Origin of the sequence: Pseudomonas psychrophila HA-4, assembly GCF_000282975.1 — a bacterium.
In the GTDB taxonomy this organism is placed as follows: domain Bacteria; phylum Pseudomonadota; class Gammaproteobacteria; order Pseudomonadales; family Pseudomonadaceae; genus Aquipseudomonas; species Aquipseudomonas psychrophila_A.
Window position 1 is genome coordinate 36377 of record NZ_ALJC01000010.1, and the last position, 18169, is coordinate 54545.

Below are 18169 nucleotides of genomic sequence, written 5' to 3' on the forward strand. Positions count from 1 at the left end.
GCAGATGCTCTTAATGATTTCTTAAACTCGTCTGTACCAGTTGTTGCTTTAACTCGTACAGACGAGTATTTTTCGCTTAGGCGTGCTGCCATAACGACGCTCCATAATAAAAATTTCGCGCGGAAGACAACGCATGAGCCACGATTATTCGAAGATCGCCAGCGAGTTACTGCACAGCCTTGGTGGCGCCGACAACCTGGAGCAGGCAGCGCATTGCGTCACGCGTCTGCGCTTGGCGCTCAAAGACCCGAGCCTGGTAGACAGCGCGACCCTCAATCAGATTGACCTGGTAAAAGGTTCCTTCTTTACCGGTGGCCTGTACCAAGTGGTCATCGGCCCCGGCGACGTCGAAAAGGTTTACGCCGCGTTGCGAGAACAAACCGGTCTCGCCGCCTCCACCATTGCTGACGTCAAGCAAAAGGGCGCCGACAAGACCAACGCCCTCCAGCGTCTGGTGCGGGTGTTTTCTGATGTGTTCATGCCAATTCTGCCCGCGCTGATCATTGCCGGCCTGCTGATGGGGGTTAACAACCTGCTTGGCGCCAAAGGCATGTTTATCGCCGATAAAACCCTGCTCGATGCCTACCCGTCACTGGACGGCGTGTGGAGCCTGATCAACCTGATGGCCAACACATCGTTTGTATTCTTGCCCGCGCTGGTGGGCTGGTCGGCGGCCAAGCGTTTTGGCGGCAGCGAGATTCTCGGCATCGTGCTTGGCCTGATGCTGGTCCACCCGGATCTGCTCAACGCCTGGAACTACGGCAAGGCCGTGGCCGGACTCGACGGTCAGAGCCTGCCGTACTTCAACATCCTGGGGGTATTCCAAATTGAGAAGGTTGGCTACCAAGGGCAAATTTTGCCGATTCTGATGGCCGCCTACGTCATGAGCGTGATCGAGAAGTGGCTGCGCGCACGCGTACCGAATGCCATTCAATTGTTGGTGGTGCCCATTACCACCATCGTGATTACCGGGGTGCTGGCGCTAGCCATCATTGGCCCGGTGACTCGCCACCTGGGCATTTTGATCACCGAAGGCGTGGTCATGCTGTTTGATCTGGCGCCGGTACTCGGTGGGATGATCTTTGGCCTGCTGTACGCACCGCTGGTGATCACCGGCATGCACCACATGTTCCTTGCCGTTGACCTGCAACTGATCTCGACGCAAGGCGGTACGTTTATCTGGCCCATGATTGTCATGTCCAATATCGCCCAGGGCAGCGCGGCGCTTGGGGTGTTCTACATGAGCCGCAATGTGCGCGAACGCAGCATGGCGTCGACTTCGGCGGTATCCGCATATTTCGGCATCACTGAACCCGCGATGTTCGGGATCAACCTGCGCTACAAATTTCCGTTCTACGCCGCCTTGATCGGCTCGGCGCTGGGCAGCATTTTCCTGTCGCTGAACAAGGTCCAGGCATCGGCCATCGGGGTCGGCGGCCTACCGGGTTTTATCTCGATTATTCCGCAGTACATCCCGATGTTCGTGATCGGCATGTTGGTTGCGCTGGTCGTGCCCTTTGTCCTGACGTGTGCGCTGAGCCTGAAAATCATTCGCCCCGGCTATCGCGTCGCCTGACCCTCGTTCCGTAGTCGCTGCCGAAGGCTGCGATGGGCTGCGAAGCGGCCCCTTTAACAAAGAGTATGCAAGGAGCCTCTCATGCAAGACTGGCAGCGTTCGGTGATCTATCAGATCTACCCAAAAAGCTTTTACAGCCACGCAGGCAACGCCACCGGTGACTTGCTGGGCGTGGTCGACAAACTGGATTACCTGCAATGGCTGGGCGTTGATTACCTGTGGCTGACGCCGTTTCTGCGCTCGCCGCAGCGCGACAATGGCTATGACATCAGCGACTACTACGCAATCGATCCGAGCTACGGCAACATGGCCGATTGCGAGTTGTTGATCAGCGAAGCCAAGGCGCGCGGGATCAAGCTGATGCTCGATATCGTGGTCAATCACACCTCCATTGAACACGAGTGGTTTCAGCAGGCGCGCAGCAGCCTCGACAACCCATACCGCGACTTTTATATCTGGCGCGATCAGCCGAACAATTGGGAGTCCAAGTTTGGCGGCTCGGCTTGGGAATACGAGGCACAAACCGGTCAGTACTACTTGCACCTGTTTGACCACACCCAAGCCGACTTGAACTGGGACAACCCCAAGGTCCGTGCCGAAGTCTACAAACTGATGGGCTTTTGGCGTGACAAAGGCGTGGGCGGTTTCCGTCTTGACGTGATCAACCTGATCTCCAAACCCGCGCATTTCCCGGAAGACAACACCGATGGTCGGCGCTTCTACACCGATGGCCCTAACGTGCACGAGTACCTGCAAGAGATGCACCGCGAAGTCTTCGCCGGGCACGATCTGGTCAGCGTGGGTGAAATGTCATCCACCCGCCTTGAACACTGCATTCGCTACTCGCGCCCAGAAAGCCAAGAACTGTCGATGACCTTCAACTTCCATCACCTGAAAGTTGATTACCCGAACCTGCAGAAATGGGTGCGCGCTGACTTCGACTTCTTGGAACTCAAACGCATCCTGTCGGACTGGCAAGTGGGCATGCAGGCGGGTGGCGGCTGGAACGCCTTGTTCTGGTGTAACCATGACCAGCCCCGCGCCGTGTCGCGGTTTGGCGAGGACGGTGCGTTTCGCGGGGTTTCAGCCAAGATGCTCGCCACCGCACTGCATTGCCTGCAAGGCACGCCGTATGTGTACCAGGGCGAAGAAATTGGCATGACCAACCCTGGCTTCGAGCGCATCGACCAGTACCGCGACGTCGAAACCCTCAACATCTATCGCCTCAAGCGTGAAGCCGGTGTGTCGCATGACGAATGCATGGCCGCGATCATGCAGAAATCGCGGGACAACAGCCGCACGCCGATGCAATGGGATCACCAGACCAATGCCGGTTTTAGCACGGCTGAACCATGGATCGGCATTCCTGAAAACGCCGCGCAGATCAACGTCGAAGTGCAGATGAATGACCCGGATTCGGTGTTGCATCACTACCGACGGCTCATTGCGCTGCGTCGTGAAGAGCCGCTGCTGTCACTCGGCCAATACCGTCAACTGCTGGCCGAGCACCCGCAGGTCTGGGCGTATCTGCGCCAGGGCGAGGGCGAAAGCGTGCTGGTGCTCAACAACTTCTATGGCACGCCGTGCGAAATCGAACTGCCGGATGACGTGATCACCGATGGCATGACGCAGCGCCTGTTGATCAGCAACTACAACGACAACCCGTTGCGTACACGGCGTATCACCTTGCGCCCCTACGAGTCGTTCGCCCTGCACCTGACAACGCAATAACTCTGTAGGAGCAGCCGGTCGACGCTCGATTGCCTCGCGATCTTTTAACGATCAAAAGATCGCGAGCAAGCTCGCTTCTACACAGATCAAAACGTTTCATATCCAACAATAAAAATAAAAAGGCCACACATGAATACAACGCTCAACCGCAGTCTTTTCACCGCATGCGTGTGCCTGCTGGCACCTCTTTCAGCCCACGCCCTGGAGTTTGCGGGGTATTTGCGCAGCGGCATCGGCAACTCGCTCGAAGGTGGCAAGCAATCGTGCTTCAAACTGCCCGGCGCTGAGTCCAAATATCGCTTGGGCAACGAGTGCGAACAGTATGCAGAGCTCGAACTGCGCCAAGACGTTTACAGCTTTGAGGACGGCTCGGTACTTAGCGTCGACGGCATGGCCTCGCTGTACAACCAATACAACCGTCAATTGACCTTTCAGGGCGACAACGGCTCGGCACGGTTGCCGCAGTTGTACGCGCAGTGGTCCAACCTGCCGAGCCTCAATGGCGGTTCGGTGTGGGCCGGGCGGCGCTACTACAAACGTAACGACATTCACATTTCCGACTTCTATTACTGGAACCAGAGCGCCACGGGCGCCGGTATCGAAGACGTGTTAATCGGTGGTTTGAAATACAGCTACGCCCTGTCGCGCAAAGACAGCCTGTATCAGGAAGACTACGTCACGCGTCACGATTTCAACGTCGCGGGCTTCAATACCAACCCTGGCGGTCAGCTAGAGTTCGGCCTCAGTTACCTTGAAAAACCGCAGAAAACGGATGCACACAGCGGCTGGGCGATCACCGCACAGCACGTGCAAAGCGATTTTTTGGGCGGTAAAAACAAATTCGCCGTGCAGTACGGCGAAGGCTCCGGCACGGGCCTGGGCTACACCGGCAATACCCAACTGGATAACAGCAGCAAGCGTTATCGGGTGGTCGAGTTCTTTGACTGGCAAGTGACGCCACGTTTTGGTGGGCAGATCGAAGCGGTGTATCAAAAGGACTTCCGCCCGGACGGTGGCAACCAAGAGTGGCTTTCGCTGGGCGTGCGTCCTACCTATGCGATCACCGAGCGGTTCAAGCTGGTGACCGAGTTTGGTCATGATCAGGTCAAGGCCACCGATGGCACACGCACGCTGAGCAAGTTTACGTTCGCACCGACGTGGTCCCCCAACGGCCCAAGCTTTTGGGCGCGCCCCGAGGTTCGTTTGTACTACACCTACGCCCGTTGGAACGCGGCGGCGCAACGTGCGGCCAATGAGTTCGATGCAGGTTCGGCATTGTCTGACAGCGGCGCCTTTGGCTCGGCGCGGCATGGTTCGAACGCCGGTGTACAAATTGAGTACTGGTGGAAATAAGCGACGCTGTCGGGGCTCGTGCTCCATCGGCATTTAACCGAATCAACCGCAGGTGAAGTCACATGATCACATCCCCACAACTGGAACTGCTGGCGCCGCTGTCGGGTGTTCTGATGCCACTGGATCACGTTCCTGATCCGGTGTTCTCCAGCCGCTTGATGGGCGATGGCCTGTGTATCGACCCCACGTCGCAGGTGCTGTGCGCGCCGCTGGCCGGGGTGGTCAGCAACCTGCAACACAGTGGGCATGCGGTCAGCATCACTCACGCTAATGGTGTGCAAGTGTTGCTGCATATTGGCCTGGACACAGTGAACCTCGGCGGCCAGGGCTTTACCGCCTTGGTCAAAGAGGGGCAGCAGGTGACGGCCGGGCAAGCGTTGATCGAGTTTGATGCCGACTACATCGCTCAGCATGCGCGCAGCCTGCTGACGTTGATGTTGGTGGTAAGCGGCCAACGTTTTACCCCAGAAACGGGCAACAGCACATTGGTCGAGTGCGGCCAGCCAGTATTGCGCCTGGGCGCCACCGAGCCGCAGGCCGCGCCGCTGGGGGCTGTGAGCCAAGGTGAAGCAGTGTTCTCGGCGCCCATTGCGCTGCCCAACCCCAACGGTTTACATGCGCGTCCGGCAGCGGTTTTCGCGCAGGCTGCCAAGGGGTTTCGCGCAACCATCGTGTTGCACAAACACGAAGAAAGCATCAACGCCAAGTCGCTGGTCGCCATCATGACCCTGCAAACGACCCACGGGGATGTAGTGCGAGTCAGTGCGACAGGTGACGATGCCGAGCAGGCCATTAACGTGTTGTCGCAACTGTTACTGGCGGGCTGCGGCGAGGCGGTAACGCCTGTTGCGCCTACCAGCGTGGAACCCGCGCCGGTCACGGCCCTTGAATCGCCTGCTGTGGATGACACGTTGCTGCGCGGCATTTGTGCCTCGCCCGGTGCCGTGTTCGGGCAGGTGGTGCAAATCGCCGAGCAAACCCTGCACTACCCGCAAGCGGGCGCCGGTGAATCGGTTGAACAGGCGCTATTGCAGCGTGCCTTGCGTGAGGCAGATCAAGCACTCGACCTGCTGGGCCGCGAGTTCAGTCAGGGGCCACAAGCGCAGATCTTTACTGCGCACCGTGAGTTGCTGCAAGACCCAAGCCTGTTGGAGCACGCGCAAGCGTTGCTGGCGTCAGGTAAAAGTGCCGCCTTCTCGTGGGCCGATGCAGTTGAAGTGAACGAAAACCTGTTTCGAAATATGGATAACACCTTCCTTGCTGAAAGGGCTCAAGACCTGGCGGATGTCGGCAAGCGCGTGCTCAAGCTGATTTTGCGGGTTGAGGACACCCTTCAAACGCTGCCGGACAATGCCATCCTGATTGCCGATCAGCTTAGCCCGTCGCAAACGGCAGGGCTCGACACGGGCAAGGTGGTGGGCTTTGCCACCGTCGGTGGCGGCGCGACCAGTCACGTGGCGATTTTGGCGCGTGCCTTGGGCTTGCCCGCGATGTGCGGTTTGCCTGCACGGGTTTTGTCGCTGGCCAGCGGTACCCCGGTGTTACTGGATGCTGAGCAGGGTGAGTTGCATGTGCGGCCGAGTGACTCGGCGATTGAACAGCTCACGGCCAAGCGTGAGCAACAGCGTCTTCGCCAACAGCGCGAGCTGGCGCACGCGTCGTTGCGGGCTGATACCCGCGATGGGCGTCACATCGAGGTGTCGGCCAACATTGCGTCACTGGCCGAGGCGGAGCAGGGCATGACACGGGGCGCGGAAGGTGTCGGTTTGTTGCGTTCGGAGTTCTTGTACCTGGAACGCAGCAGCGCGCCCAGCCACGATGAACAAGTCGCCACTTACAGCGCCATCGCCCGCACCGTGGGGCCTGACTACAACCTGGTCGTACGCACGCTGGACGTGGGGGGCGATAAACCACTGGCTTACGTGCCGATGGAGCAAGAGGCCAACCCATTTTTGGGCATGCGCGGGATTCGCCTATGCCTTGAGCGTCCAGAACTGCTGCGTGAACAGTTCAGCGCGATTCTGGCCAGCGCCGACCTGACACGTCTGCACATCATGTTGCCGATGGTCACGCAAGTATCTGAATTGCGCGTGGCGCGCCAGTTACTGGAAGAACAGGCGCAGCGCTTGGGCGTCCAGCAGTTGCCTAAACTCGGGATCATGATTGAAGTGCCAGCGGCCGCATTGATGGCTGACCTGTTTGCGCCCGAGGTCGACTTCTTCTCGATTGGCACCAACGACTTGACCCAATACACCTTGGCGATGGACCGCGACCACCCGCGTCTGGCCAGTCAGGCTGACAGCTTCCACCCGGCGGTATTGCGCCTGATCGCCACCACCGTTAAAGCCGCGCATGCCCACGGCAAATGGGTGGGTGTGTGCGGCGCGCTGGCGTCCGAGTCACTGGCGGTCCCGGTACTGGTGGGTCTGGGGGTTGATGAGTTATCGGTGAGCGTGCCGTTGATTCCGGCGATTAAAGCGCGGGTCCGCGAGCAGAGCTACGAAGCCTGTCAACGCTTGGCGCAACAGGTGCTGGCGTTGGAAAGTGCCGATCAGGTTCGTGCCGCACTGCAACAGCCCCAAGCGGCCCAAGCCGCCCCCTCACTGGTGTTGGAGAACTGAACATGTTTGCAAAATTTCAGCAGGCGTTTTGGAAAGCCCTGACCCCAGATCTGGTGGCGGATGAGCCGAAGGCATCGTCCTCGACCCTGAGCGCGGCAGTCGTGGCGGCCCTTGGCGGTGCCAGCAACCTCAAGTGCGAACAGCGAGTGGCCCTGACCCGTATCCGCGTCGAACTCAACGATGCAACGCGCATCGACCCACAAGCCTTGCGGTTGGCGGGTGTGCCGGGGGTGATGACGCTGGCGGGTGGTGTAGTGCATTTGGTGGGGCTTTAAGGCCCATCGTCACCCCACCCTTACCGTTTCGCAGTTGCAGGTGTATCGTATTCGCCTTTTGCGGGCGCTGAGCCCGCGTCGGATACGAGAGGTAGTTAATTCCATGTCCTTTACCCGTCGACAAATACTCGGTGGTTTAGCTGGCCTGGTAGTGGTGGGTGTTGGCGCAGGAGGCGCTTCGCGTTACTGGTTGGGCAAGATGGCCGATGAGCAGGCCGGTCACGATTATGAGTTGATTGCCGCCCCACTGGACGTTGAGCTGGTGCCGGGCCATCAGACCGAAGCCTGGGCTTTTGGCCCTTCGGCGCCGGGCACGGAACTACGGGTGCGTCAGGGTGAATGGCTGCGCGTACGGTTTATCAACCATCTGCCCGTCGCCACCACGATTCACTGGCACGGCATCCGTCTGCCGCTGGAAATGGACGGCGTGCCTTACGTCTCGCAATTACCGGTGTTACCGGGTGAATACTTCGATTACAAATTCCGCGTGCCCGATGCTGGCAGCTATTGGTATCACCCGCACGTCAACAGCAGCGAAGAACTGGGCCGTGGCCTGGTCGGCCCGCTGATTATCGAAGAGCGTGAGCCCACCGGCTTCAAGCATGAACGTACCTTGAGCATCAAAAACTGGCACGTGGATGAAGAGGGCGGTTTTCTGCCATTCAGCATCACCCGCGAAGCCGCGCGCGGTGGTACGCCGGGGCGCTTGTCGACGATTAATGGCACGCACGTGCCGACCATTGAGTTGCCCGCCGGGCAGATTACCCGCGTACGTATTCTCAACCTCGACAACACCTTGACCTACCGCCTGAATATTCCTGATGTGCAAGCGCAAATCTATGCGCTGGATGGCAACCCTATCGAACCACGGCCCTTGGGCAAGGAATATTGGCTAGGCCCCGGCATGCGTATTTGCCTGGCAATCAAGGCGCCGCCCGCAGGCGAAGAACTGTCGCTGCGTGATGGCCCGGTGCGTTTGGGCACGCTGTTGTCTGTGGCCAATAACGATGCGCCCAGCGAGTGGCCGCCTGCATTGCCCGCCAACCCAATTGCCGAGCCGGATGTGGCGAATGCCGAGAAGATTAACTTCAATTTTGAATGGGTCGGTTCCGTGTCTGAGAACCTAGGCACCGACCAGCCACCAAGCCTGTGGCAGATCAACGGCGTGGCGTGGGACATCAAAGACAAGACCTGCGCCGACCGACCTATCGCAAAGCTTAAGCTGGGCAAAAGCTACATCTTCGAATTGAAGAACATGACTCAGTATCAGCACCCGATTCACCTGCACGGCATGAGCTTCAAGGTGCTGGCCTCCAACCGCAAAAAGATCACCCCGTATTTCACCGATACCTACCTGCTGGGTAAAAACGAACGTGCCCGCGTGGCCTTGGTGGCGGATAATCCCGGCGTGTGGATGTTCCACTGCCATGTGATTGACCACATGGAAACCGGCCTCATGGCCGCTATTGAGGTTTCCTGATGCGACAAGGGCGTCAACCCCAGATTATCGACCGCAGCCGCGATCAAGACTTTATGCGCGAAGCGCTGGCGCTGGCCACTCAGGGTGCAGTGCTGGGCGAAGTACCGGTGGGCGCGGTTTTGGTGCAAAACGGTGAAATCATCGGTCGCGGCTTTAACTGCCCGATCAGCGGCAGCGACCCCAGCGCGCATGCCGAAATGGTCGCCATTCGTGCAGCTGCGGCTGGGGCCAGCAATTACCGTTTGCCTGGCAGCACGCTGTACGTCACGTTGGAGCCGTGCAGCATGTGTGCGGGCTTAATTGTGCATTCGCGTGTGGCGCGGGTGGTATTCGGCGCGCTGGAGCCCAAGGCCGGGATTGTGCAAAGTCAGGGGCAATTTTTTACCCAGGGCTTTTTGAATCACCGGGTGTTATTTGAAGGCGGGGTCTTGGCCGACGAGTGCGGCGCTATCCTGAGCGAATTCTTTAAGGCCCGTAGGGCCAAATAACCCGCGATCTTTGTAGAAGCGGACTTGCTCGCGAAAGTATCGACGCGGTTTAACAGAAAAACCGCATCGCCTGCATCGCTGGCAAGCCAGGCTCCCACAGAGTTTTGGTAGGGTTATTTCCTGGCGACGATCACAGCCCGCATGGGTGCGGGCAGGCCTTCGATGGTTTTGCTGGGGTCATTTGGGTCTAGGTAGTCGCTCAGTGACTGGAATTTCATCCACTCGGTCGCACGTTGTTCTTCAACCGTGGTAATGCTCACGTCTACACAGCGCACGTCACTGAAGCCAGCACGGCGCAGCCAGCGCTCAAGGGCCGGGATCGAGGGCAGGAACCACACGTTGCGCATCTGCGCGTAACGGTCTTCAGGCACCAGCACTTGATTCACGTCGCCTTCGATCACCAGGGTTTCCAGCACCAATTCGCCGCCTTTGACCAGGCAGTCTTTCAGCGCCAGCAAATGCTCGATAGGCGAGCGGCGGTGGTAAAACACGCCCATGGAAAACACGGTGTCGAAACCTTCGAGGTTTGGCGGCAGGTCTTCAAATGGGAATGGCAGGTGCCAAGCCGCTTCTTGCTGCAAGAAGCGTTGCACGGCCTGGAACTGGCAGAAAAACAGCCAGTTCGGGTCGACACCGATCACGCTGTGGGCGCCTGCGCCGAGCATGCGCCACATGTAATAGCCATTACCGCAGCCGACATCAAGGATGCGTTTATCCTTGAGGTCGATATGCGGCGCAACCCGCGACCATTTCCAATCTGAATGCCATTCGGTATCGACGTGCACGCCAAACAGATCAAACGGCCCTTTGCGCCACGGCGACAAGCCGAGCAGCGCTGTGCGCATGTGTGCGCGGGTTTCGTCGTCGCAGTCAGTGTCCAGGGTCAGGCCGTTGAGCAAGTCGATCTCGGTGGGTAGTACGTTGGGCAATGCATCCAGCGCGCTTTGCCAGCGTTCGAGGTCGCCGTGACCTTTGTCCATTTTGGTGTCGAGTTGTGCTTGCAGGGTGTTCGCCCATTCAGCCAATGGCGTGCCCGCCAGACGGCGGGCGAGGGGGGAAAGATCAATCATGGCAAGGCAATCAACGAGGCAAAGTTAAGACACTGGAACCACGGCACGACTTTCGAGAACCCGGCCGCCAGCAGGCGTTCGCGGTGTTCTTCGAGGCTGTCGGGCTTCATGACATTTTCGATGGCGCTGCGCTTTTGCGCGATTTCTAGGTCGCTGTAACCGTTGGCGCGCTTAAACGCGATGTGTAAGTCGGTCAGCAACGTGTGTTCTTCACAATCATTGAAGCGCAGCTTTTCTGACAGGATCAGCGCTCCCCCTGGTAGCAACGATTTGCGAATCCGGCCGAGCAAGGCCAGACGCTGCTCAGGCGCGATAAATTGCAGGGTAAAGTTCAGCGCTACAACCGAGGCGGGTTCAAACGCCAGCGCAAGAATGTCGCCTTCAATCACTTCAACGGGCAGCAACTCCTGAAACATAGAGTTTTGTGCATTGAGGTACTCGCGGCAGCGCTCGACCATGGCCGCCGAGTTGTCCACGGCAATCACCTTGCACCCCTCGCTGCGCACATGGCGGCGCAACGCTTGGGTCACGGCGCCCAACGAACTCCCTAAGTCATACAACACGCTGTTGGGCTGGGCGAATTGGGCAGCGAGTACGCCGAGGTTCTCGACAATCGTCGGGTAGCCGGGCACCGAGCGTTTGATCATGTCCGGGAACACCCGCACCACGTCTTCGTTAAAGGCGAAGTCCGGCACCTGGGCCAGGGGCTGGGCGAAAATACGGTCAGGTTCTTTGCTCACGACTTCTTTGCTCACGACAGTTCCGGCGCTGGAGAGTTGAAAAGGGGCCGCATTTTAGCCAAGTTGGCGCCGGGATGCGCGGTCTGTCTGATAAACCGCGCCCTGTCATTTCACGGTGATTGGGCAGTCAACACTTTCTGCGGGTTCGGCCTCTGGCTCCCACGGTTGCTGAGAGGTCAGGCGCAAGCGTCCGGTGCCCTGTGCAAAGGCCTGAAAGCGCCATGTCGATTGCCCGCCACTGCCGAGCAGTTGGCCGTCATCGCTGCTTTGGTAGACCTCAGGGCCGAGGCTGCGTAGTACGCCGCCGGCAGAGTCTTGAATGGCCCAGCGATAGCCGGTGGTGGGGTTGCTGGGTAACGACACAATCAGGTTTTGCCCTGTGTGCAGTTGTATCGGGCAGTCGCTCTGTTCTTCAACGGTCAAGGTGTTGTTGGCAGATTGATGTGTACAGGCTGACAGCAAGCTCAGGCTGAGCAGGGGAATAAGACGTGCGAGGGACATTGAAGGCTCCGGTCGGACAAACACAAGCGCGCAGCATAACCCATGATGGCGGCTGCGCTATGTGTCGTCGGCCACGTGTGACCTAGCCTTGTCAGTGTTTAGAAGCTGGCGTGCGGTGGGCTGATTTTAAAATCGCCACACAGCTCTAACGATTCGCCCATGTGGTCTAGGCATTCAAGGGTGAACAGACGGGCGCTGTAGCAACTCTCGATGACGCTCAAGTGCAAGGTGCCGATATTGGCTTCGTTCAAGTGATAGCGATCGCGACCATCGACTTCGACGCATTCGATGTAAGACATCGCCCGCACTGGGCCATGCTCGCCTTTTCGGAACAGGTAAATACCCGATTGAATGTTGATGTCCAGGGTCAGGGAAATAGCGCGATATAACGTGGAACCGAACTCATCGAGTTCCCCAGTAATGACAATTTTCTTTTGGCTGCTGGCGAAGGTCATTTCCTGAGCGGCAAAAGACGGTCTGTCTAGCAGCTCTGCCTTGAGTTCGCCGCGTGTTATGGGATTGAACACATTCGGGCTCTGAACACTGGCCCAAAGTACATCAGGGTTTTCATACGCAGGATGATGAAGTGGCATGGTGATCCCCAACGCTAATGTCTGTCGGCTAAAACCCTATTAACGATGGGATGTAAACACGTGTCTACTGTCAGAAATAACAGGGTGTTTAGTGGAACCAAGTTTGCAACGGCTTGCAGTGCGGCTCCAACTGTAAGAGCGAGCTTTTAATAGATCAAAAGATCGAGAGCAAGCTCGCTCCTACTAGATGTTGTTAAAACAACACCTTGGCCACATCGTTAAAGCGCTTGGCAAAGTGCACGGTGATGCCTTCTTTCAAGTATTCCGGCAGTTCGTCAAAGTTGCCACGGTTTGCCTCGGGCAAGATCAATTCGTGAATCTTCTGCCGACGCGCCGCAATCACTTTTTCACGCACGCCACCAATCGGCAGAACATACCCGGTGAGCGTCAGTTCGCCAGTCATTGCAATCCCTTTTTTCGGCGGCTGATTACGGGCCAGGGACAGCAAAGCGCTGGCCATGGTTACCCCGGCACTTGGGCCGTCTTTAGGCGTGGCCCCTTCAGGCACATGTAAGTGCACAAAGGCTTCGTCGAAGAAACGCGGATCGCCGCCAAACTGTTTGAGGTTGGCGCTGACATAGCTGTAGGCAATTTCGGCAGACTCTTTCATCACATCGCCCAGTTGCCCGGTCAGCTTAAAGCCTCGATTGAGCGTGTGAATGCGCGTGGCCTCAATCGGTAGGGTTGCACCGCCCATGCTGGTCCAGGCCAGACCGGTAATTACCCCGGTCCCACTGATGACCTGCTCGTTGCGGAACACTGGCGTACCCAGCGAGGCTTCGAGGTCTTTGGGGCCGATCTTGATCACTGCGTCAGGCTTATCCAGCAACTTGACCACAGATTTGCGCACCAGTTTGCCCAGCTGTTTTTCCAGCTGACGCACACCGGCTTCACGGGCGTAACCGTCGATGACCGTGCGCAGAGCGCTGTCGCTGATGCTCAAGCTGGTTTTATCAACGCCGGCTTTTTCGAGCTGTTTTGGCCACAGGTGACGCTTTGCAATCGCGACTTTCTCTTCGGTGATGTAGCCCGAGAGGCGAATCACTTCCATGCGGTCGAGCAAGGGGCCAGGGATCGAATCCAGGGTGTTGGCAGTGCACACAAACAACACTTTCGACAGGTCTAGGCGCAAATCCAGGTAGTGGTCGAGGAAGTCGACGTTTTGTTCCGGGTCTAGGGTTTCAAGCAGTGCAGAGGCAGGATCGCCCTGGAAGCTCTGCCCCATCTTGTCGATTTCGTCGAGCATGATTACTGGGTTCATCACTTCAACGTCTTTGAGCGCCTGCACTAGCTTGCCCGGTTGGGCGCCAATGTAGGTCCGACGATGGCCCTTGATCTCGGCTTCGTCACGCATGCCGCCCACGCTGAAGCGATAGAACGGGCGACCCAGCGATTCAGCAATGGATTTGCCGACACTGGTTTTACCCACACCCGGTGGGCCAACCAACAAGACAATCGAACCGTTAACTGAACCTTTGTAAGCCCCTACCGCGAGGAACTCGAGGATGCGGTCTTTAATGTCATCAAGCCCTGCGTGGTGTGCATCGAGCACTTTGCGCGCGTGTTTGAGGTCCAGTTTGTCCTGACCAAACACGCCCCACGGCACCGAACTGGCCCAGTCCAGGTAGTTGCGGGTGACGGCATATTCGGGTGAGCCGGTCTCAAGGATCGACAGTTTGTTGATCTCTTCGTCGATGCGCTTGCGCGCCTGGGCGGGCAGGGTCTTGCCTTCCAGCCGCTGCTGAAATTGTTCAATATCGGCGCTGCGATCATCCTTGGTCAGCCCCAACTCTTGCTGGATGACCTTGAGTTGTTCTTTAAGGAAGAACTCGCGCTGATGCTCGCCGATCTTAAGGTTTACCTCGGCCGAAATTTCCTTTTGCAGTCGCGCGACTTCGACTTCCTTGCGCAGCATCGGCAACACTTTTTCCATGCGCTTAAGCATCGGCACGCAATCGAGCACTTCTTGCAGCTCGTTGCCGGTAGCCGACGTCAACGCTGCCGCAAAGTCGGTCAGCGGCGATGGATCATTGGGGCTAAAGCGGTTGAGGTAGTTTTTCAACTCTTCGCTGTACAGCGGGTTGAGCGGCAACAGCTCTTTGATCGCGTTGATCAGCGCCATGCCGTAAGCCTTCACCTCATCGGTGGGCTGTTTAATTTCTTGCGGGTATTCGACCTCCACCAGATACGGTGGGCGGTGATGTTTGAGCCACGTGCTGATGCGCACACGGGTCAGGCCCTGTGCCACGAATTGCAATTTGCCGTTTTCTCGGCTGGCGTGGTGCACTTTTACCAGCGTGCCGTACTCCGGCAGGCTGGTGGTGTCGAAATGGCGCGGATCGTCAGTTGGCGTGTCGACAAAAAACAGCGCCAACGAGTGATGAGGTGACTTGCTGACCAAGTCGAGGGTTTCGGCCCAAGGTTCTTCATTGACGATGACCGGCAGCACTTGTGCCGGGAAGAACGGCCGATTATGAATCGGGATGATGTAAACCTTGTCCGGCAGATTCTGGCCTGGCAGAGCCAACTCAGTCCCTCCAGTGTGTACCGTTGATTCGTTCTCGGTGTGCTCTACATCAGTGTACTCAACTGCGTTGTCCGTAAAATCTTGCTGGTCGCTCATGGGGCACCTGCGCAATGGGGTATGTGTCTTAGATGGGGCACTGCGGTAGAGGTTTCAATGGTGAAGTTTTGTTCACCGTGTAAATCGGCCAATGACCCACATTAGGCTAATGTCCTTACTCTTTCCTGGAAGGCGACAGTGCGTGGAAAGTCTGCCAACAGTTAGTGCTTTGTCGCCAACAACTTGACGGTGGACGGCCCGTGTTTATTAGGCGATCTTCTATCCCGTGGCAACGGCGCTAGAAAACAATAAGGATTGAATAGAAAGTCAGTTATTTGACTTTCTTCAGGATGCAGAGGGTGCACGTATGCCAGAGGGTTTTTTTAAAAAGGCTGGGTATCGTCAATGGATTGAGGGTGCCCCCATGAAACTGCGCAATAGTTTTCAAGCCCATATCAGTATGGTGTTGGGGCTGCTTCTGCTGTTGGTGATCGGATCGGTGTATTTTGCTGTGAAAGTGGCAACGGTGACGGCGGCCAGTGATCAGGCTGAAGAGCAACTGAAAAACGGTACCCGGGTGTTCGAGCGCTTTATTGACTTTCGCGGGCGCCGGATTCAGTACGGCCTTAACTGGTTAACCAACGATCAAGACTTTCGTGAAGCCGCCATCGACGGTCGCCCGCAGATAATTGAGCAAGCACTGGAAGCCTTCGAGCCGAGCCTTCGCGGCAGTGATGTGTTTGTCCTCGATATGCAAGACAAGATCATCATCAGTACCCTGAAGAGCTTGCCGCCCGGGATGCAATTCCCCTACGCCAGCGCCATGGGGCAGGCGCGGCGCGCTGCCCAGACGCTGATGATCGGTGTGCTCGACGGGCGGCCATACATGATGGTCCAAGGTGTCGTATTGGCACCTTTGCCTGTGATGCGGGTTGTCTCGGGCATGCCGATGAATGACGTATTTGCTCAAGAACTGCGAACCCTGAGTAACCTCGAAGTGTCATTTCTGGCAATAAAAGACGGCCAGTCCGGTACCTTGGTCAGCACCCAGCCAGAGGCGATGGGCGCCGGTATTGTTGCGTTTCTGCGTGACCATCCGCCGGGGCCCATGACCCATTTCAGTGAGTTCGGCGATCAGCGCTTCTTGGGCCAGTTGTTACAACTGGCGAACTCTGGCGACGCAGCCAACGGCCAGGTTTTGGCGTTGTTGCAAAGCCCATTGGATAAAACCCTTCAAGCCTTTGCCACGCTGGATCGCAAGTTCCTGTGGATCTCCCTCGCAGCCTTGCTGGCGTCGTTAGTGGGTACATTGTGGCTGGCCCGCGAAGTATCTCGCCCCGTGAGTCTGTTGGCCGAAGCGGCGCAACGCATTGGCCGAGGAGATTACTCAACGCCTGTGGTACTCAAACGTCGCGATGAGCTGGGCTTTCTGGCCCGAGTATTCAACGTGATGCAAAACGGAATTGCCGTTCGCGAACAGCAATTGGCGCATAACGCGCTTCACGATTCCCTCACCGGTTTGCCCAATCGTGCGTTGGTCATCGAACGTTTGGGCAGCGCCATCAGCGCCCGCCGGAGCGTGGTTTTGATTTACTTTGGCATCGAAAATTACCGCCTGATTAATGAAAGCTCCGGCCCGCAAGGGTTAGGACTGATCATGCGCGAAACCAGTCGTATGCTGCTCGAAACGCTCCCAGAGAGTTCTACCGCCGCGCGCCTCACGGATAACGAGTTTTTACTTCTGCTTGAAAACACCCAGGTTGATGCCGGGGTCGCGATGGCGGATCGCTTATATGGATTACTAAGTCGCCCGTTCAACATTGACGGGCACGACGTGCAGTTGGAAATTTGCATGGGAATATCGGTGTACCCGACCCACGGCCAAACCGCCGACGATTTGATCGCCCGAGCCGCCATTGCGCGCAGTGATGCAGCGTCCTCGCCGGGCTACTTGCAGGTCTATCAGCAAGACCGAGACTTGGCGCACCAGCGCCAAATTCAGTTGATTCGCGGCTTGCGCCGAGCGGCGGGCGAAGACGAATTGTTTATCCACTATCAACCCAAGCTAGACCTGCGTAATGGTCATGTGCGCCAGGCCGAGGCGTTACTGCGCTGGCAGCACCCGGAGTTTGGACTGGTATCGCCGGCAGAATTTATTCCGTTGGCAGAACGCTCAGGCAGCATGAACTTGCTGACAGATTGGGTGATCGAGGAGTGTATTCGACAGATGGCCGAGTGGAGCCAGCGTGGGTTGCACCTGCAACTGTCGATCAACATTTCGGCCGCTGATTTACGTGGCGATGACTTGGCGACAAAGGTTGCGGCGTTGCTCGCCCGCTACCAGGTATCGGCTCAGCAACTGATTTTTGAGATCACTGAAAGTGCAGTGATGCACGACCCCGAACACTCGCTCAACGTACTCGAAGGGCTGCGTAATTGCGGTATCAGCCTGTCGGTAGACGACTTTGGCACCGGCTACTCCTCTCTGGCACACCTTAAGCGGCTGCCGGTGCAGGAATTGAAAATTGACCAATCCTTTGTGCGTAACCTAGACGAAGCCAGTGAAGATGCAGTTATCGTGCGATCGACCATCGAAATGAGCCACAACCTTGGGCTTAAAGTGGTGGCCGAAGGCGTGGAATACCAGCACAGCCTCGACTTACTCAAGCGCTGGCACTGCGACACGGCGCAGGGTTACTTGATCAGCAGACCGCTGGACGCAGTGGCCTTCGAAGTTTGGGTTACGCAGTTGCAGGCGTCGGCTTGACCGAGAACGCCCCGTTCTGTGTGTAGCGAGCGTGCTCGCGATCTTTTGATCTTTTAAATGATCGCTCGCACGATCATTTTTATAGCTGGAAGTAAGGCCTGTTTCTTCCGCAGATTACGGATGCGTCCTACATCCGCTCCGATCTCCATCCTTTAGCGTTCATCCCTTTGTGTCGAGGCCGCTTCCTCTGAAGTGCGCCCGTACGTCAGAGGAATCATGGATGCCCGCACTACCTCGCGACAACACGTTCAGTCTGACCCTCACGGCCTGCGCTCACCCGGTTCAGGTGCTGGCATTCAGCGGTGACGAAGCGATCAGCAGCCCCTTCTCGTTTGACGTCGAACTGGTGTGTGATAGCGCTGATCTCGACCTCGAGGCGTTGCTGCACACACCGGCCTTTCTGGGGTTTGA

The 18169-nt window shown here is 57.4% G+C and carries 14 protein-coding genes; 9 read left to right on the forward strand and 5 right to left on the reverse strand.

Features of this window, described 5'->3' with window-relative positions; genetic code table 11:
* Positions 1–133 precede the first annotated feature (133 nt).
* The 7 genes from treP (at position 134) to tadA (ending at position 9524) form a co-directional block, all read left to right on the forward strand.
* Positions 134–1576, forward strand: coding sequence for a PTS system trehalose-specific EIIBC component (gene treP, locus B347_RS0101290; RefSeq protein WP_019407917.1), 1443 nt, complete (start codon positions 134–136; stop codon positions 1574–1576).
* Between the two features lie 81 nt (positions 1577–1657).
* Positions 1658–3307 (forward strand): alpha,alpha-phosphotrehalase, encoded by a 1650-nt coding sequence (gene treC, locus B347_RS0101295; RefSeq protein WP_019407918.1) that lies wholly within the window; start codon positions 1658–1660, stop codon positions 3305–3307.
* A 129-nt stretch (positions 3308–3436) separates the two neighbouring features.
* The gene (locus B347_RS0101300; protein ID WP_019407919.1) at positions 3437–4660 is read left to right on the forward strand and encodes a maltoporin; all 1224 of its coding nucleotides are present in this window, start codon (positions 3437–3439) and stop codon (positions 4658–4660) included.
* A 62-nt stretch (positions 4661–4722) separates the two neighbouring features.
* Complete coding sequence (gene ptsP, locus B347_RS0101305) at positions 4723–7281, forward strand: phosphoenolpyruvate--protein phosphotransferase (RefSeq protein ID WP_019407920.1); 2559 nt, start codon at positions 4723–4725, stop codon at positions 7279–7281.
* 2 nt (positions 7282–7283) lie between these two features.
* Positions 7284–7556 carry a PTS transporter subunit EIIB gene (locus tag B347_RS0101310; protein ID WP_019407921.1) on the forward strand — a complete coding sequence of 91 codons (273 nt, stop codon included), beginning with the start codon at positions 7284–7286 and terminating at the stop codon, positions 7554–7556.
* 103 nt (positions 7557–7659) lie between these two features.
* Positions 7660–9036, forward strand: a complete 1377-nt coding sequence (locus tag B347_RS0101315) for a multicopper oxidase family protein (RefSeq protein WP_026013924.1) — start codon at positions 7660–7662, stop codon at positions 9034–9036.
* Positions 9036–9524: a tRNA adenosine(34) deaminase TadA gene (gene tadA / locus B347_RS0101320; RefSeq protein ID WP_019407923.1), complete on the forward strand. Its 489-nt coding sequence runs from the start codon at positions 9036–9038 to the stop codon at positions 9522–9524. Before B347_RS0101315 ends, tadA begins: the two co-directional genes overlap by 1 nt.
* A 113-nt stretch (positions 9525–9637) precedes the next feature.
* On the opposite strand, the gene cmoB is transcribed toward tadA, so the two are convergent.
* From cmoB to lon, 5 genes are all read right to left on the reverse strand, one after another.
* On the reverse strand, positions 9638–10594 hold the full coding sequence (gene cmoB / locus B347_RS0101325; RefSeq protein WP_019407924.1) for a tRNA 5-methoxyuridine(34)/uridine 5-oxyacetic acid(34) synthase CmoB: 957 nt from the start codon (positions 10592–10594) through the stop codon (positions 9638–9640).
* On the reverse strand, positions 10591–11334 hold the full coding sequence (gene cmoA / locus B347_RS0101330; RefSeq protein WP_026013925.1) for a carboxy-S-adenosyl-L-methionine synthase CmoA: 744 nt from the start codon (positions 11332–11334) through the stop codon (positions 10591–10593). The genes cmoB and cmoA overlap by 4 nt, the downstream gene beginning before the upstream one ends.
* Positions 11335–11439: 105 nt before the next feature.
* On the reverse strand, positions 11440–11835 hold the full coding sequence (locus tag B347_RS0101335; protein ID WP_019407926.1) for a protease inhibitor I42 family protein: 396 nt from the start codon (positions 11833–11835) through the stop codon (positions 11440–11442).
* 98 nt (positions 11836–11933) lie between these two features.
* Complete coding sequence (locus tag B347_RS0101340; protein WP_026013926.1) at positions 11934–12428, reverse strand: hypothetical protein; 495 nt, start codon at positions 12426–12428, stop codon at positions 11934–11936.
* Positions 12429–12621: 193 nt separating this feature from the next.
* Positions 12622–15051, reverse strand: coding sequence for an endopeptidase La (gene lon, locus B347_RS0101345; protein WP_019407928.1), 2430 nt, complete (start codon positions 15049–15051; stop codon positions 12622–12624).
* 364 nt (positions 15052–15415) lie between these two features.
* Here lon and B347_RS0101350 point away from each other — a divergent pair, with 364 nt between their 5' ends.
* Positions 15416–17758: a putative bifunctional diguanylate cyclase/phosphodiesterase gene (locus tag B347_RS0101350; RefSeq protein WP_019407929.1), complete on the forward strand. Its 2343-nt coding sequence runs from the start codon at positions 15416–15418 to the stop codon at positions 17756–17758.
* A gap of 220 nt (positions 17759–17978) precedes the next feature.
* On the forward strand, positions 17979–18169 hold a 191-nt coding region (locus B347_RS0101355), incomplete at its 3' end, for a hypothetical protein (protein WP_026013927.1).

Excerpts from the sequence above, each read along its gene's own strand:
- treP (WP_019407917.1), top strand. The coding sequence starts at position 134 with ATGAGCCACGATTATTCGAAGATCGCCAGCGAGTTACTGCACAGCCTT.
- treC (WP_019407918.1), top strand. The coding sequence starts at position 1,658 with ATGCAAGACTGGCAGCGTTCGGTGATCTATCAGATCTACCCAAAAAGC.
- B347_RS0101300 (WP_019407919.1), top strand. The coding sequence starts at position 3,437 with ATGAATACAACGCTCAACCGCAGTCTTTTCACCGCATGCGTGTGCCTG.
- ptsP (WP_019407920.1), top strand. The coding sequence starts at position 4,723 with ATGATCACATCCCCACAACTGGAACTGCTGGCGCCGCTGTCGGGTGTT.
- B347_RS0101310 (WP_019407921.1), top strand. The coding sequence starts at position 7,284 with ATGTTTGCAAAATTTCAGCAGGCGTTTTGGAAAGCCCTGACCCCAGAT.
- B347_RS0101315 (WP_026013924.1), top strand. The coding sequence starts at position 7,660 with ATGTCCTTTACCCGTCGACAAATACTCGGTGGTTTAGCTGGCCTGGTA.
- tadA (WP_019407923.1), top strand. The coding sequence starts at position 9,036 with ATGCGACAAGGGCGTCAACCCCAGATTATCGACCGCAGCCGCGATCAA.
- cmoB (WP_019407924.1), bottom strand. The coding sequence starts at position 10,594 with ATGATTGATCTTTCCCCCCTCGCCCGCCGTCTGGCGGGCACGCCATTG.
- B347_RS0101335 (WP_019407926.1), bottom strand. The coding sequence starts at position 11,835 with ATGTCCCTCGCACGTCTTATTCCCCTGCTCAGCCTGAGCTTGCTGTCA.
- B347_RS0101340 (WP_026013926.1), bottom strand. The coding sequence starts at position 12,428 with ATGCCACTTCATCATCCTGCGTATGAAAACCCTGATGTACTTTGGGCC.
- lon (WP_019407928.1), bottom strand. The coding sequence starts at position 15,051 with ATGAGCGACCAGCAAGATTTTACGGACAACGCAGTTGAGTACACTGAT.
- B347_RS0101350 (WP_019407929.1), top strand. The coding sequence starts at position 15,416 with ATGAAACTGCGCAATAGTTTTCAAGCCCATATCAGTATGGTGTTGGGG.